Raw genomic sequence first — 14522 nt, 5'->3', positions numbered from 1 at the left:
TGCCTGGTGGTCACGGCAACGCAGCGGATCGAAATCGCCGCCCTGCGGTTGTCCGCCAAACAGGTGATCGACACCACGGCGGCGGGCGACTCCTTCAGCGCCGGTTATCTCGCCGCACGCCTGCAAGGGGCCGACGTCACCGACGCCGCCGCAGAGGCCATCCACCAGATGCGCGCCGCCTACCCGGATCTGCTGATCGGGGCCGGCACCGTGCTCAACCGCGAGCAGGTGGATGCGGCCGTTGCGGCGGGCGCCGACTTCATCGTCAGCCCCGGCTTCAACCCGACCACGGTGCAGTACTGCCTGGACAAGGACGTCACCATCATCCCCGGTGTCAACAACCCCAGCCTGGTGGAGCAGGCCATGGAGATGGGGCTGCGCCACCTCAAGTTCTTCCCGGCAGAGCAGTCAGGCGACACCGCCATGCTCAAGGCCCTGGGCGCCGTCTATCCGGTGCGCTTCATGCCCACCGGCGGCGTGACGCCGGCCAATCTGAAGGAGTATCTGGGGCTGAATGCCGTGATCGCCTGCGGCGGCACCTGGATGGTGCCGGCCAAGCTCATCGACGAGGGCAGGTGGGAAGAGCTGGCCGCCCTGGTAAGAGAGGCCGTGGCGGCCCTGTGATCATCGGTTGAGCGAGGGAAGGTCTGCCCTCCCCCGGATGTGTTGAAGAGCCACTTCCCGCGAAGTGGCTTTTTTATGCCCTGCCAGGGCTGGAGATCAATGTGCGGTGCGGTTGCCGCAGTCTGCCAGCGGCTTATTCCCCTGCGGCATCGGGCGTCAACACCAGCCTGCGCCAGGGGCCCGTGATGTCGCAATGACCCGTCTCTTCGGTGTTCTCCCAGCCCAGGCGATGATAGAAAGCCATCGCCGTGGTGTTGCGCATGGCCACCTTGAGGGAGGCCGGGGAGGGGTATCCGGCCAAGCCGGCGGCAAGCAAGGCCCGCCCCATGCCCTGCCCGTGCCAGTCCGCCACCACGTAGAGATGATGCACGAAGCTCTCGGCCCCCCAGATGGAGACGAATCCGCACGGGCTGCCCCCTTTCTCCGCCACCCAGATCTCCTCGCCCCGGGTCTGCTCGGCAAAATCCTCGAGCCGGAACAGGGCGGGATCAACCCAATGGAAGGCCTGGCGCCTTCCCTTGAGGAAGAGCTGCGCCAGCATGGGCTCGTCAGCTTCCGTCATCATTCTGATCATGACACCATCCTTGCGTTGCGTGCTTGTCGCTTCCCACTCTCGATGGATCCCGCCGTGCTGTCAAATCGGCAATGTGGACCCTCTTGAATACGTAACCGTGTGACACAGGGCTGCCTATTTTATCGCCTCAGGGGCTATACTGCCGAGGTCCCGTCCATGACTGGTTTGAGGTTCACTGATTTATGGATAACAAGCAAATTGAAGGCAGTATTCTGGTACCCGCCCACATTGACGATGTCTGGCGGGCCTGGACCACGGAGAGCGGGCTGCGCAGTTTTCTGGCGCCGGAGTGCCTCATGGTCCCGGAACCCAACGGACCGTTCGAGATCTATTTCAGACCCGATGCTCCCCTCGGCGAGCGTGGCAGCGAAGGGTGCCGGGTGATGGCGGTCATGCCCCATGATCTGCTCAGCTTCAGCTGGAATTTCCCTCCCCAGTTTCCCCACATTCGTCAGCAGAAGACCCAGGTCAGCCTGCGCTTCGTGCCGGAGGGCCAGGGCACCCGGCTCCACTTCCTGCAGACCGGCTGGGCGCAGGATCCGGATTGGGACCAGGGTTATGCCTACTTCCGGGAGGAGTGGCTGGAACTGAGTCTGCCAAGGCTTCAGTACCGTTTCACCCACGGCCCCATCGACTGGAACAACCCGCCGGGCAAGCAGCAGCTGAAATCCCTGGCCCAGTGACGTCCATTCAAGCGATGGACATGGCACGAAAAAGGACCCGCTCAGGGTCCTTTTTCGTGGATAGGCAGGCGGTCACTCCACCGGCTCTTCATCGAACAGGGGGTGATAGAGCACCTCGCCCCTTACCCCGTCGAGCCCGCCGGGTTGCAACTCCATCGCCATGAAACACTCCGTCGGCACCTCGTAGATGCAGTGCAGGCCGAAGTCGCTGGCAGGCCGAAAGCCGAAACGGGCGTAGTAGGCAGGATCCCCGAGCACCACCACCGCCTTCCAGTCCATCTCCAGTGCCGTGTCCAGCCCTTCACGCACCAGATCCGAGCCAATGCCCTGCCCCTGCCAGTCGGGATGCACGGCCACGGGTGCCAGTCCCAGCCAGGGCCCTTCCTGTCCCTCAATGGTGATCGGGCTCAGCATCAGGTGCCCCATGAACTCGTACTCTTCCTCCTCGACCATGGTGACCACGGCGGCCCCACATTCTCGCAGGCGGTTGACCAGTTCGGCCTCGTCGGGACGACCAAAGGCGGCACTCACCAGCTCATAGACTGGCAGCATGTCGCCGGGACGCTCGGTTCTCAACATACAGCGTTACTCCTCGTACAGCAGGGCGGCCATTATTCCACAGAAGTGGGGCGCCTCTTCACTGCCTTTGTCTGAAAATGGGAGGACGGACTCAGGAAAACACCTGACAGACCCCGCACCAGGCTTCGCGATGACCGCCCTTGCGCAAGCCATCAGCGTCCGTCGTCAGGCTGTCGCAATCGCCGCAGATAGGCGAGGCCCAGATCCCCGCACTCCTTGAGGAGGGCGCCACCACCATGGGCCTGCACCCCGGGCGCCTCTGGCGCCAGCATGGCCAGGGGATAGCGCCGCACCGTCAGCCCGCTGAGTGTCTGCTCGCCCTCTGTCGTCTCCCCCGCCATGAAGAGCGCCACCTCCTCACCGTGCAGTATGGCCACGACCACCTCCTCGTCATCCAGCCAGGGGGCCAGCGCCTCTTTGCGTGCATCCGTCAGGCGCGCCGGGCGATCCAGCCGCCAGTGATCGAGCTCGAGGGCGCCATCGGCCGGATCTGGCCGACGCCCGTCATGGTGCATGCCAGTCTTTTCCATCACCCGGCCTGAGGCGAGGTTGCCCGGCATGTGGCGGGCGGTGAGGGCAGGCAGGTGCCACTGTTCGAAGGCAAACGCCCTGACCAGGCTCGCGGCCCGGGTGGCCAGCCCCCTGTTCTGCCAGGGCACGCCGACCCACCATGCCAGCTCCCCGTGCCAGTGCAGGGAGAGGGTGCCGACCAGGGGAGCGGGCTCGTCTCCACGCCCCTGGGGCAGAGTCAGGGCCCAGGTGCATCCCAGCCCGAGAGCAGCCTTGCGCCCGCTCAGGGCAAGCCAGTCCCGCGCCGCCTCCGGCGAATAGGGGTGGGGGATGTTGAGGGTATAGCGGGCGAGCGCCGCATCCGAACAATAACGCAGGATGGCGCTCTCATCGCCGGGCAGCAGGGGGCGCAGCACCAGCGCGTCCTGCCCGCCAGGCTCGCGCAGCACCGGGGTCATCAGGCGGCGGGCAAGCAGGCGTTGCAGGGCAACCCCAAGGTCGTCATCGGCACCGAGGCGGTGATCCGCCCCCACGGGCCCCAGGGTGAGCAGGCCGCTCTCTCTGGCCAGGGTCAGCAGGGAGCCGGAGGCAGCGATCAGGATCTGCCGGTCCGGCTGTGTCGCCATCAGCGGGGAGGCGGCCTCACCCAGCCAGGCGGCAAGCAGGTCGCGGGCAAGGAGAATGCCATCTGGCGGGCTGGCCGCCCAAGGTGCCATCTCCCTCGCCTCCCCTTTGCCAAGCAGCAGCCACCAGCGGTTTCCCCGGTGCTGCCAGGCCTGCAACGCCGCTTGCCAGGAGGGGCGCCAGAGCGCGCCCTCTATCAACAGATCCATTCCTTCCCCCACATCCCCCCCCCGGATCAGGCACCGGGTGCCCGGGCGGCACCACACTCCTGTCTGAGGCAGCATAAGCAGCTGCCAATGAGTTGTTAAACCATATGTTTACCATGGTTAAACGGCATACCCCATGAAAAAATGCCATATGGCTGACTTGATGGCGGTCACATTCCTTCCTCTCTTCGCTTCCTATCATGCCCCCATCATGGCGTGACCAAAGACGCCCATGAAGGACAACGGATAACAAGAGAACACACTATGCAGCCAACCAGCCCACTCAAAACGGTAGTAGTCAGTACCCTGGCGACCGCCCTGCTGATCTTCGTGGCCCAATCCCTCATCGGGAAGCAGGAGATCAGACTCGGCATCGCCATCATCCCCATCCTGCCCATGCTCTTTGCCGTCATCATCGGCATGATCGTCTCCGCCAAGCCCGTCAAGGATCGCATTCCCGGCTGGAAGAGGCTCTTCACCGAGCGAGAAGAGGGCTTCTGCGGCAAGATGGTGGGTTTCAGCCTGCTGATCCTCGGGACCCAGTATGCGGGGATGATCATCCCCAACCTCAAGATGATCCTGAGCGTCGGCGTACCGCTCTTCCTGCAGGAGATAGGCAACCTCCTGCCCATCCTCATCGCCATTCCGCTGGCGGTGAAGTTCGGCTTTGGCCGCCGCGCCATCGGGGCCTGCTCCTCCATCAGCCGTGAACCCTCGGTCGCGGTGATCCAGGGCAAGTTCGGCACCGGCTCCCAGGAGTACATCGGCGTGCTCGCCATCTACCTGTGCGGCTCCGTCATCGGCACCCTCTGGTTCAGCGTGCTCGGCAGCATTGCCCCCCTCACGGGGCTGCACCCCCTGGCCCTGGCCGCCGGTTCCGGCGTGGGATCCGGCTCCATGCTGAGCGCCGCCTCCGGTGCCCTCATCAACGGCCTCGATGAGGCGATGGCCCAGCAGGTGCTCAGCATCGCCGCCGCCTCGAACCTGCTCTCGTCGGCCCTGGGAGCGCTCTCCCTCACCTATCTGGGTCTGCCGCTCGCTGAAAAAATCTATGCCCTGACCGCCAAAGGAGAGAAAGCATGAAAAGCATCGTGATGGATATGCGCTTCGTCTTCCTGGCGATCCTGCTGGCCATGTTCACCCAGACCCTGACCTCGGGCCTGCCGCTGTGGCAGATGGGGGACAGCTTCGTCGCCATGTCCCTGGTGGTGTTCGCCTCCCTGGTGACCAAGCGCTATCTGCCCTCCTCCCTGCCGGCCTTTGCCTATGCCACCATCATCGGCATTCTCATCTGCCTGCCCGAGACCCCGGTGCGCGGCCTCTTCATCGATGCCGTGGCCAAGATCTCCTTCCTCTCCTGCTGCGTGCCGCTCCTGGCCTTCGCCGGCCTCTCGGTGGGCGGTCAGCTGGAGGAGCTCAAGAAGATGTCGTGGAAGGTGATCCTCATCTTCATGATCGTCTCCACCTGCTGCTTCTTTGGCGCCTCCCTGGTTGCCCAGCTCGGTTTCTCCATTCAAGGGATCATCTGATGAACCACTACCATATCGAACCTGACCTGTTGGCCCTGCGCGACTTCAGCTACGAAGTGCGCCACCACCTGCACCGCATCCCGGAATACTCCGGGGCCGAGTTCAAGACCTCTGCCTACTGCCGTGGGTTGATGGAAGAGTTCGGCTACAGGATCACCCTGTATCCCGGCTTCACCGGTTTTCACGGGGATCTAGCGGTCGACCCCACCCTGCCCACCATTGCCTTTCGTGCCGACATGGATGGCCTGGAGATGCACGACATGAGCGAGGTGGCGTTCAAATCCACCCATGAGGGGATGGCCCACAACTGCGGCCACGACTCCCACATGGCGATCGCTCTGACCGCCGCCAAGTGTCTGGCCGCCAACCGCGATCGCCTGCGGTACAACGTCCGCTTCATCTTCCAGATGGCGGAAGAGGACATGCGCGTCCCCGGTGCCGAAAAGATGGTGGAGCTTGGCTGCATGAAGGGGGTGGACGAGGTCTATGCCCTGCACAACGACGGCGCCATGGAGACGGGCACCATCAAGTTCAACCAGGGGGTCATGTCCTCCTGGGGGTCTGCCTGGACGCTCGATGTGCACGGCATCTCCGCCCACGGCTCCACCCCCCACAAGGGGCTGGATGCCATCCGGGAGGCGGTGCGGATCATCGAGGACATGGACTACATCGTCGCCAAGCGCACCAGCCCGTTCAGCCCGGCGGTCTTTGGTTGCGGCATGATCAACGGCGGCACCATTCCCAACGCCATCGCCGATCATGTGCAGGCCCGTGGCACCATCCGCGCCATGGACGCCGAAACCGACCAGATCCTGAAAAACAGCTTCAGGGACATCATCGCCCAGAGCGAGCTGCGCAGCTTCAAGACCACCATGGTCCATGCCGGCTACCCGGCAGTGGAGAACCACCCCCAGGCCTGCGAGCGCCTGCAACAAGCCGCCTCGGATGTGTTGTCCAGCGACGGGATCAACGCAAAGGGCCAGCCCATGACCGGCAGCGAGGACTTCAGCTACATGATCAACGCCACGCCAAGCCGCATGGGGGCCATGTTCTTCCTCGGCAGCGGCAATCAGGCCAAGGGGATCTGCAACTACCTGCACGCGAACCCCTATTACCTGGACGACGACTGCCTGCTGGTGGGAGCCCAGATCTTCGTCAATCTGGCGACCAGGGTCGACTGACGGGCCAGGGGGATCTGCCACTACCAGCACCACGTCAATCCCCTACTACCCGGACGACGACTGCCTGCTGGTGGGAGCCCAGATTTTCGTCAATCTGGCGACCCGTACCCCCTAAGCAGCAAGGGGGCTGCCGCCCCCCGAGGCCCTGCTGGATGATGGCGATCTGCTGCTCGGCACCCGGAGCGCCGTCAATCTGGTGACCACGACAGCCGGGAGAGAGGGATCACCGGGAAAAGGCAGCACAGGACACCACTTACCACAAAAAGAGAGGCCACTGGCCTCTCTTTTTTGCCTCTATGCAGCACATCTGACTCCCCCTGACGGCCTTCAGAGCCAGGGCAGGGTCGCAGACGGGGCGGGCGTTCCCTGGTTGAGCAGCGCCAGCTGCACCGCCTCCCGGTTCACATGGGGGGCATAGAGGTGGATGAAGTCGTACATGTAGTCCCGCAGGTGGGCATGCCTGCGCAGGCACACATGGGCCACGCTCGAGGCGATCAGATGATCGATGTTGAGGCAGACCAGGCTCTCCCTGTCCCCTTCGTCGAACGCCGAGGTGGCGATCACCCCGACCCCCATCCCCAGGCGCACATAGTGCTTGATGATGTCGCTGTCGGTGGCCGTCAGCACGATGCGGGGGCTGAGGCCATGGCGACCGAACGCCTTGTCCATCTTGGATCGGCCGGTGAAACCGAACACATAGGTGATGAGGGGATACCGGGCCAGATCCGCCATGGCCAGCGGCTGGCAGTCCAGCAGCGGATGGCCGTGGGGCACCACCACGCTGCGCCCCCAGCGATAGCAGGGCACGGTCGCCAGCTCGTCGAACAGGTGCATGGACTCGGTGGCGATGGCCATCTCCACATCCCCGTTTTGCGCCATCTGCGCCAGTTGGGCAGGGGCTCCCTGATGCAGCTGGATGCTCACCTCGGGGTAGCGGCGGGAGAATTCGGTAATGACCGCCGGCAGCTTGTAGCGGGCCATGGTGTGGGTGGTGGCGATGCGCAGCACCCCGCTGGTGGCCAGCTGATCCCCGAGGGAAAGCTGGCCAATCTGCTCCACCTGGGCCACCACTCCCCTGGCCAGCTCCATCACCTGCTCCCCCATGGGGGTCAGGCCCGACAGGTTCTTGCCCTTGCGGGTAAACAGCGCCAGCCCCAGCTCCTCTTCCAGCATCTTCATCTGCTTGCTGAGGGTCGGCTGGGAGGTATAGAGCTTCTCCGCCGTCGCCGAGATGTTGAAGTTGTTCTTCACTATCTCGGTGAAGTTCTTGAGCCGGGCGATGTTCATCAGGGTGCCAGGCGCTCGATGTGCCAGCCGTCCCCCTCGCGGGTGTAATAGAAGCGATCGTGCAGACGGTGCTCCCCGCCCTGCCAGAACTCGACGGTGTCGATGCGCACCCGGAAACCACCCCAGAAGCTCGGCAGCGGCACCTCGCCATTGGCAAACCTCTGCTTGAGTTCGAGGAACTTGGCCTCCAGCACGCCACGGGCCGAGATGCGGGTCGACTGTTTGGAGACCCAGGCGGCGATCTGACTGTCCTTGGGACGGCTGTGGAAATACTTCATCACCTCGAAGGTGCTCATCTTCTCCACCCGACCGGTCACGTGTACCTGTCTGTCCAGGGTATGCCAGGGGAAGAGCAGGCTGATACGGGGGTTGCCCTCCAGCTGATGCGCCTTGCGGCTGCCCATGTTGGTGTAGAACACCATGCCTTCGGCATCGTAGTGCTTGAGCAGCACGGTGCGCTGCCAGGGCTGACCATCGGCATCCACGGTGCCCACCACCATGGCGGTGGGATCGGTCAGTTTGGCCTCGCACGCCTGGGCCAGCCACTTCTCGAACAGGGTGAGGGGCTCGGCCGGCAGATCGGCCCGGTGCAGTCCACCCCTGGTGTATTCGCGACGCAGAACAGCCACATCCATCATCTTGATTTTCCTTCTCTCTTTCTCTGCCGCCCGTGCGGCGATGGGTGCAGGCATTGTGCGACGAGCGCGCCATGGGTACAAGCCTCGGGGCGGCCAAATGGCGGAGCAAAAAGAGAGGGAGGCTCATGCCTCCCTCTTTATGCCGATGACCGTCAGCCTACTGCTTGCCGTCAATCGGCGGGCAATGGGCCAGCATGCGCCGGTTGTAGTCCGCCGCATAGGCGCTCAGCCTAGCATGGGCCTCCTTCTGATCCGGCTTGATGACATCCCCGAATCCGTCGAGATAGCGCACGCCGCAGCGGGCCTTGGCCGCCGCCTGCTGATCCGCCGCGATCCCGGGCGCCACCTCGCCGCGCCCGGCCCGCACGATCAGCCGGTAATCCTGCCTGGCGAGGCTGGCGCTGACCGCCTGCTCCAGGGTGTCTGCATCGGCCTGACAACCGCCGAGCAGGGTGAGCAGCAGCACCCCGGCCAGTCTCATGCCCGCCTCCGCTGCCAGCCCAGCAACGCTAGGGCCAGGGTCCAGAAGCCGAGGGCACCGCCGCCACCGCTTCCCCCCTCTTCACCGCGCTGGGTGACCGAGAGCTTGAGGGGACTGATGGCGAAGAAGATGTTGTCGCTGCACGCCACCTTCAAACGGGCAGTGCCATCCTGGCCCGCCGGGATGGTGACGCTCGCCGAGCCCGAGTTGGGTTTGCCGCTGGCAAGGGAAGTCCAGTTTGCCCCCTCGTCCCGGGTCATGAAGAGATCCACCTTGCTGCAGTTGATGGGGGCGGCATTGGTGCCGGCCACTTCCCAACTGATGGTCTGCGTCTTGCCCGCCCCCAGGGGGGTCACCACCGGGCTGGTCAGGGCAAAGGCCTTGCCGGTGTTGACCACCTGGATCTTCATGTCATCGCTGGCGACACCGCCCTTGCCGTCCCGCGCCGTGAGGCGGAAGTTCAGGTCCCGGTTGGTGGCAGGCCAGGCCTCCCCTATTGCCAGGGTGTTGGTGAGCAGGGAGGTGAGACTCGGCAGGGTGCGCTCCGGCACGCTGGTCGGCGCCACGAAACGGAACAGCGGACGGCTGCCGTCGTCCACCATGGTGGCCGGGCTGCTCGACTCCGTCCCCAGATCGATCTGCTCCCAGGTGTAATTCAGCGGATCGCTGTCAAGATCGGCCCCCGCCCCCTTGAGCACGAAGGGGGTGTTCGCAGGGATGACGTAGTCATTGCCTGCCGCCACCTGGGGCGCATTGTTGACCAGCGCCAACGGGGTGCCGCAATTTGGCTCCGTGGCCATGTGGGCCCGCATCTGCTCGATGGACTTGCTGTGGAAATAGGGCTCGCTGTGGGGCTGCAGATCTTCGTCTCCGCAGATCCCCGCATAGGCCATGATGGAGCTGCCGCTGCCCGGCTCCCAGGCTTGGCTTGCCTCCCGGTTGCCGCCGCCACAACTGCCTGTGGTGCCGTTGAAGGTGTGGTCTGCCCCGAACTGGTGACCGATCTCGTGGGCCACGTAGTCGATGAAGAAGGCATCCCCCACCGGCTCGGGGGAGCCCGTCATCCCCGCCGATTTGTCAGGGGTGCAGAGTACGCCCAGCCCCGCCAGGCCGCCGCCACCGGTGTTGACCACATGGCCGATGTCGAAGGCCCCCAGCCCCTTGGTCAGGGCATCGGCCTGCACCTGCATGTTGGCATCGATATCGCCGTCATCATTGTTGAAGGGATCGTTCGCCACGTCGGTGAAGATGATGGTGTCGTTGCCGCTGGCCAGCTGGAATTCGGCCGCCACATCACGCTGGTAGACCTCGTTGACCCGGTTGAGCAGGGTGGTGATGGCGCCAAGACCCGCCTCCACGGTACCGCCGTGATACTGGGTATACTCCCCCGCCGCCGAGATGGCGATGACATAGCGCTTGCGCTCGTTGCCATCCACCAGCACCTGACGGGCCAGCTTTTTGGCCTCGCCCCCGATCACCTTGTCCGCCTCTTCTTCCAGCCGGCTGTGGGCATCCTGCTGGTAATAGACGGCATAGCCTTCCCCATTGCGAAGGGGATCGACGAACACCATCTTCCCTTCATGGCTGAACATGGCGTGGAATCCCTGGGGACCGAGATCGAAGCGCCCGGTCTCGCCAGGCGCCGCTTCGTTGTGCCCCTTGAAGGCCAGGATATCGGGATATTTGGCGGCCAGATCCGCCGGCAGCAGATCATAGGGTTGCAGGCTGAAGGTCACCTCCTTGCCATCCGGCAGAGGCAAGGTCAGGCGGCGCTCGCCCCCCTTCAGGGCAGCCAGGTAATCGGTAGAGACGGTGACGATGCGATACTGGCTGGCCCTCACCTCGTACCCATCGGCGGCGGTGGCCCGCGCCGTGACCGTATGCCACTCGCCGGCCATCAGGTTGCCGGACGTCATCAGACCCGCCACCAGCACCGCCAGCGGAGAATATTTCATCAACTGCATCTTTTTAATTCCTTTTTAAACGGATTCACCTGAACTGCCACGGCATCATTTGCCCGCTGGTCCGATTAGTCCAGCAACATCCTCTGTACATTCCCCGAATGGGGAAGGTTGCACCAATGCAGACTAGCCCCTATCATGGCGCGGATTTGTCCGTTCCAGAACCCCTCTTCGACGGGGCCGGTTCACTCTTTCTTTGGCCAAGGTTAATCTCATGCTCAAGTCCCCACTGTTGCCCCGTTTCGGGGATCTGGTCGTTGCCATCGTTGACGATGTGCTGGGTCAGGGTCTTACCCTCGACCGCGCCTATGCACGTCACTTCTCCGGCATCGAACTCAAACCGCAAGAACAGGCAAGGATTGCCCTGGTCACCGGCGATCTGCTGCGCCGCCTCAGCCTCTACTGCTTCCTCACCGGCATCCAGGTCCGTCAGGCGGAGAAGAATGTCTGGCCGCTGCTGCACAGCTGGCACGCCTTCCACAAGATAGATCAGCCCAACCACCCGACCCTGGATCGCTTCAACGAGGAGGCGTTCCGCCGCCGCCTGACCGAGGCCAAGAAGAACCCCGTGCTGATGGACGGCTGCCCTGCCTGGCTGGAAAAACTCGGCAGCGAGCAACTGGGCGACGCCTGGCCGGCCGAGCGTGCCGCCCTGGCCTGGATGCCCAAGCGTTACCTGCGGGTCAACACCCTCAAGTGCACCCGGGACGAGCTGCAAGCCATGCTGGCCAAAGAGCATGTCACCACAGTGCCCGTCGACGGAGTGGAGACCGCCCTGCAAGTGACCTCGGACGCCGCCCTGTTCCGTACCCAGGCCTTTGCCGACGGCTGCTTCGAGCAGCAGGATGCCGGCTCCCAGCTGGTGGCCGCGGCCCTCGACGTCAAGCCCGGCATGCGGGTCATCGACGCCTGTGCCGGTGCCGGCGGCAAGACCCTGCACCTGGCCGCCATGATGCAGGGCAAGGGCCGTCTGCTGGCCATGGACGTGGAAGAGTGGAAACTGGAGAACCTCAAGCAGCGCGCCCGCCGCGCCGGTGCCCACAACGTGGAGACCCGGGTCATCACCAGCAGCAAGACCGTCAAGCGCCTTAAAGAAAGCGCCGATCGCGTGCTGCTGGACGTCCCCTGCTCCGGCCTTGGCGTGCTCAAGCGCAACCCGGATGCCAAGTGGCGCGACACCGCCGAGCGCCTGCCGGTGCTGGTCGCCCTGCAAGAGGAGATCCTGCAGCGCTACAGCCAGATGGTGAAGGTGGGCGGCCTGCTGGTCTACGCCACCTGCTCCATCCTGCCCGAGGAGAACCGCCAGCAGGTGGACAAGTTCCTCGCCGCCAACGAGCACTTCCGCCTGATCGGCGATCACAACGTCAGCCCGGCCGAGACCGGCTTCGACGGCTTCTACATGGCGCGCCTCGAACGCATCGCCTGATGTCTGTCGTGGGCACAAAGAAAAGGGGAGCCAGTGGCTCCCCTTTTTGCATGGTATGGATGCGGCCTTATTCGGCGGCAGCGTCATCCTGCTTGTGCTTGGCGGCAGTTTCCTTGATCAGGGTCTGCAGCTCGCCGGCCTGGAACATCTCGATCATGATGTCGCAACCACCGACCAGCTCGCCCTCGACCCACAGTTGCGGGAAGGTGGGCCAGTTGGCGAATTTCGGCAGCTCGGCGCGGATGTCCGGGTTCTGCAGGATGTCGACATAGGCGAAAGGCTCGCCGCAGGACATCAGGGCCTGGGAGGCCTGGGCAGAGAAACCGCAGCTGGGCAGCTTGGGGGATCCCTTCATGTAGAGGATGATGGGATTCTCAGCCAACTGCTGTTTGATCTTTTCAATAGTTTCCATAAATGCCTCACTGGAGCGATTTCGGCGGCCATTCTACTGCAATCCGGGCAGACCACAAACTGGCAAACCGTTGCGAATGAAAGAAGTCATGCATCAATACGCCGCAGCTTGATCCGGATCATGGCAAGAATCAAGGGTTGTTCGCCCATCTTTGATACTGCTACAATCGACGGGCTTTGGGCCGTCTGGCCCCCTCATTTCAAGAACAATTCTTTTCAAGATAGAAAAGAGTACGCAATGTCTTGCAACCGTCGCCTTCGCACGGACCAGCCAATGGAGAGTAGAAAATGGCTTTCGAACTTCCCGCTCTGCCCTATGCAATCAATGCTCTGGAACCGCACATCTCCCAGGAAACTCTGGAATACCACCATGGCAAGCACCACAACACCTACGTGGTCAACCTGAACAACCTGGTGCCGGGTACCGAGTTTGAAGGCAAGTCTCTGGAAGAGATCATCAAGACCTCCACTGGTGGCGTCTTCAACAACGCTGCCCAGATCTGGAACCACACCTTCTACTGGCACTGCCTCTCCCCGAACGGCGGTGGCGAACCCACTGGCGCCCTGGCCGATGCCATCACCAAGGCCTTCGGCTCCTTCGCCGAGTTCAAGGATGCGTTCACCAAGTCTGCCATCGGCAACTTCGGCTCCAGCTGGACCTGGCTGGTGAAAAAGGCTGACGGCTCCCTGGCCATCGTCAACACCTCCAACGCCGGTTGCCCGCTGACCGAAGCCGGTACCACCCCGCTGCTGACCGTCGACCTGTGGGAACACGCCTACTACATCGATTTCCGCAACCTGCGTCCGAAGTACATGGAAACCTTCTGGGCCCTGGTCAACTGGGAATTCGTGGCCAAGAACCTGGCTGCCTGATAAGCCTTTCTTGCCAAAACGCCCCGCACTTGCGGGGCGTTTTTTTATGGTCGAATACCTGCCATCGACAACAAAGGCGCCCGCAGGCGCCTTGTGGAAGATGACCGTGCTTACTGGTCTATCTCGTCCATGTAATCGTCGAGGTTGCCATCATCCGCCGCCTCTGGTTTCTGCTCCTGGAGCTCGGGTTTGCGGCCCGTCACCTTGCCATCGTTGTACTGCAAGTAGAAGTCCTTGGTCAGGGCGTAAGGATCCAGCGCGTTGTCGATGATGCGCTCCTGATCGATCAGCTTGGAGCGTGTACCGAGGCCATCCAGCGCCCAGTGCACTACCTTCAGCGGGAAGGTCAGCAGGGCATAGGGGAAGTAGATGGTATCAATGGTATCCCCTACCAGTTGCCGGGTGGTGGTGGGACCGTAGACCGGCACCATCAGATAGGCGCCATCCCCGATGTCGGCCTTGCCGAGCACGGTGTCCATCTCCAGCGTGTTGCGAGCCAGGCCCGCATGCTTGGCCACATCGAACAGACCGAGCAGGCCCACAGTGGTGTTGAGGGTGAAGCGGCCCAGGTTGGTACCGGCCCCTTTCAGATCACCCACCAGCAGGTGGTTTACCATGCTGCTCGGCTCGTCGAAGTTGTCCACGAAATTCTCGATGCTGTCCCTCACCCCTTGCGGGACATAGCGGGCATAGCCGTGTACCACGGGGCGCGCCACATAGGGCTCCAGCACGTCATAGTTGACGGCCCACATGGCACGGTTGGGCCCCTGGAAGGGGTCGCGAGGATCGCTGGCCGTGCTGGATGCCCCGGGGCGGCTCGGGGTCTCGCCGAGATCCAGGCTCTCCGGGCCCGGCTTGGGAGGGCCGCCCGCACAGCCCGCGAGCAGCAATGCCACCGCCAATGCTCCTGAACGCAGATACATATGAAAGTCCTA

General features: G+C 63.4%; 16 protein-coding genes. 7 read left to right on the top strand and 9 right to left on the bottom strand.

The genetic code is table 11. From position 1 onward, the window contains the following. Positions 1-6: 6 nt before the first annotated feature. Positions 7-624 carry a bifunctional 4-hydroxy-2-oxoglutarate aldolase/2-dehydro-3-deoxy-phosphogluconate aldolase gene (gene eda, locus C2U37_RS14835; protein ID WP_041215570.1) on the top strand — a complete coding sequence of 206 codons (618 nt, stop codon included), beginning with the start codon at positions 7-9 and terminating at the stop codon, positions 622-624. 133 nt (positions 625-757) lie between these two features. Here the strand turns inward: eda and C2U37_RS14830 are convergent, their stop codons facing one another. Continuing rightward, the gene (locus C2U37_RS14830; RefSeq protein ID WP_042880882.1) at positions 758-1198 is read right to left on the bottom strand and encodes a GNAT family N-acetyltransferase; all 441 of its coding nucleotides are present in this window, start codon (positions 1196-1198) and stop codon (positions 758-760) included. 182 nt (positions 1199-1380) lie between these two features. Between C2U37_RS14830 and C2U37_RS14825 the strand changes: the two genes are divergently transcribed. Continuing rightward, positions 1381-1881: an SRPBCC family protein gene (locus tag C2U37_RS14825; protein ID WP_010673967.1), complete on the top strand. Its 501-nt coding sequence runs from the start codon at positions 1381-1383 to the stop codon at positions 1879-1881. Positions 1882-1953: 72 nt separating this feature from the next. Here C2U37_RS14825 and C2U37_RS14820 read toward each other — a convergent pair whose 3' ends face one another. Both C2U37_RS14820 and C2U37_RS14815 read right to left on the bottom strand, forming a co-directional pair. Continuing rightward, a complete protein-coding gene (locus C2U37_RS14820; RefSeq protein WP_010673966.1) occupies positions 1954-2460 on the bottom strand; it encodes a GNAT family N-acetyltransferase in 507 nt (168 codons plus the stop codon). Between the two features lie 152 nt (positions 2461-2612). Further along, the gene (locus C2U37_RS14815; RefSeq protein ID WP_104452542.1) at positions 2613-3803 is read right to left on the bottom strand and encodes a GNAT family N-acetyltransferase; all 1191 of its coding nucleotides are present in this window, start codon (positions 3801-3803) and stop codon (positions 2613-2615) included. Between the two features lie 261 nt (positions 3804-4064). On the opposite strand from C2U37_RS14815, the gene C2U37_RS14810 reads away from it, so the two are divergent. The 3 genes from C2U37_RS14810 to C2U37_RS14800 are packed head-to-tail and all read left to right on the top strand — an operon-like array spanning position 4065 to position 6510. Beyond that, a complete protein-coding gene (locus C2U37_RS14810) occupies positions 4065-4883 on the top strand; it encodes a DUF3100 domain-containing protein (protein WP_010673963.1) in 819 nt (272 codons plus the stop codon). Continuing rightward, the gene (locus C2U37_RS14805; protein ID WP_042016367.1) at positions 4880-5329 is read left to right on the top strand and encodes a hypothetical protein; all 450 of its coding nucleotides are present in this window, start codon (positions 4880-4882) and stop codon (positions 5327-5329) included. Before C2U37_RS14810 ends, C2U37_RS14805 begins: the two co-directional genes overlap by 4 nt. Beyond that, positions 5329-6510 (top strand): M20 metallopeptidase family protein, encoded by a 1182-nt coding sequence (locus C2U37_RS14800; protein ID WP_104452541.1) that lies wholly within the window; start codon positions 5329-5331, stop codon positions 6508-6510. The genes C2U37_RS14805 and C2U37_RS14800 overlap by 1 nt, the downstream gene beginning before the upstream one ends. Positions 6511-6837: 327 nt before the next feature. On the opposite strand, the gene C2U37_RS14795 is transcribed toward C2U37_RS14800, so the two are convergent. The 4 genes from C2U37_RS14795 to C2U37_RS14780 form a co-directional block, all read right to left on the bottom strand. Further along, entirely contained in the window at positions 6838-7797 is a 960-nt protein-coding gene (locus C2U37_RS14795; RefSeq protein ID WP_104452540.1) for a LysR substrate-binding domain-containing protein, read from the bottom strand. Next, entirely contained in the window at positions 7797-8435 is a 639-nt protein-coding gene (pdxH, locus tag C2U37_RS14790) for a pyridoxamine 5'-phosphate oxidase (protein ID WP_104452539.1), read from the bottom strand. Before pdxH ends, C2U37_RS14795 begins: the two co-directional genes overlap by 1 nt. A 157-nt stretch (positions 8436-8592) precedes the next feature. Then, on the bottom strand, positions 8593-8916 hold the full coding sequence (locus C2U37_RS14785) for a hypothetical protein (RefSeq protein WP_043154507.1): 324 nt from the start codon (positions 8914-8916) through the stop codon (positions 8593-8595). Then, the gene (locus tag C2U37_RS14780; RefSeq protein WP_104452538.1) at positions 8913-10880 is read right to left on the bottom strand and encodes a reprolysin-like metallopeptidase; all 1968 of its coding nucleotides are present in this window, start codon (positions 10878-10880) and stop codon (positions 8913-8915) included. The genes C2U37_RS14785 and C2U37_RS14780 overlap by 4 nt, the downstream gene beginning before the upstream one ends. A gap of 211 nt (positions 10881-11091) precedes the next feature. On the opposite strand from C2U37_RS14780, the gene C2U37_RS14775 reads away from it, so the two are divergent. After that, positions 11092-12303, top strand: a complete 1212-nt coding sequence (locus tag C2U37_RS14775) for an RsmB/NOP family class I SAM-dependent RNA methyltransferase (protein WP_010673956.1) — start codon at positions 11092-11094, stop codon at positions 12301-12303. A 67-nt stretch (positions 12304-12370) separates the two neighbouring features. Here the strand turns inward: C2U37_RS14775 and C2U37_RS14770 are convergent, their stop codons facing one another. After that, on the bottom strand, positions 12371-12715 hold the full coding sequence (locus C2U37_RS14770; protein WP_010673955.1) for a Grx4 family monothiol glutaredoxin: 345 nt from the start codon (positions 12713-12715) through the stop codon (positions 12371-12373). A gap of 287 nt (positions 12716-13002) precedes the next feature. On the opposite strand from C2U37_RS14770, the gene sodB reads away from it, so the two are divergent. Then, the gene (sodB, locus tag C2U37_RS14765) at positions 13003-13587 is read left to right on the top strand and encodes a superoxide dismutase [Fe] (protein ID WP_010673954.1); all 585 of its coding nucleotides are present in this window, start codon (positions 13003-13005) and stop codon (positions 13585-13587) included. A gap of 110 nt (positions 13588-13697) precedes the next feature. On the opposite strand, the gene C2U37_RS14760 is transcribed toward sodB, so the two are convergent. Beyond that, entirely contained in the window at positions 13698-14510 is an 813-nt protein-coding gene (locus C2U37_RS14760; protein ID WP_029314176.1) for an MlaA family lipoprotein, read from the bottom strand. Positions 14511-14522 lie beyond the last annotated feature (12 nt).

Source organism: Aeromonas sp. ASNIH1, assembly GCF_002934285.1.
Taxonomy (GTDB): Bacteria; Pseudomonadota; Gammaproteobacteria; order Enterobacterales; family Aeromonadaceae; genus Aeromonas; species Aeromonas caviae.
Note: the sequence above shows the minus strand (reverse complement) of the source record. Positions and strands in the feature narration are given on the sequence as shown.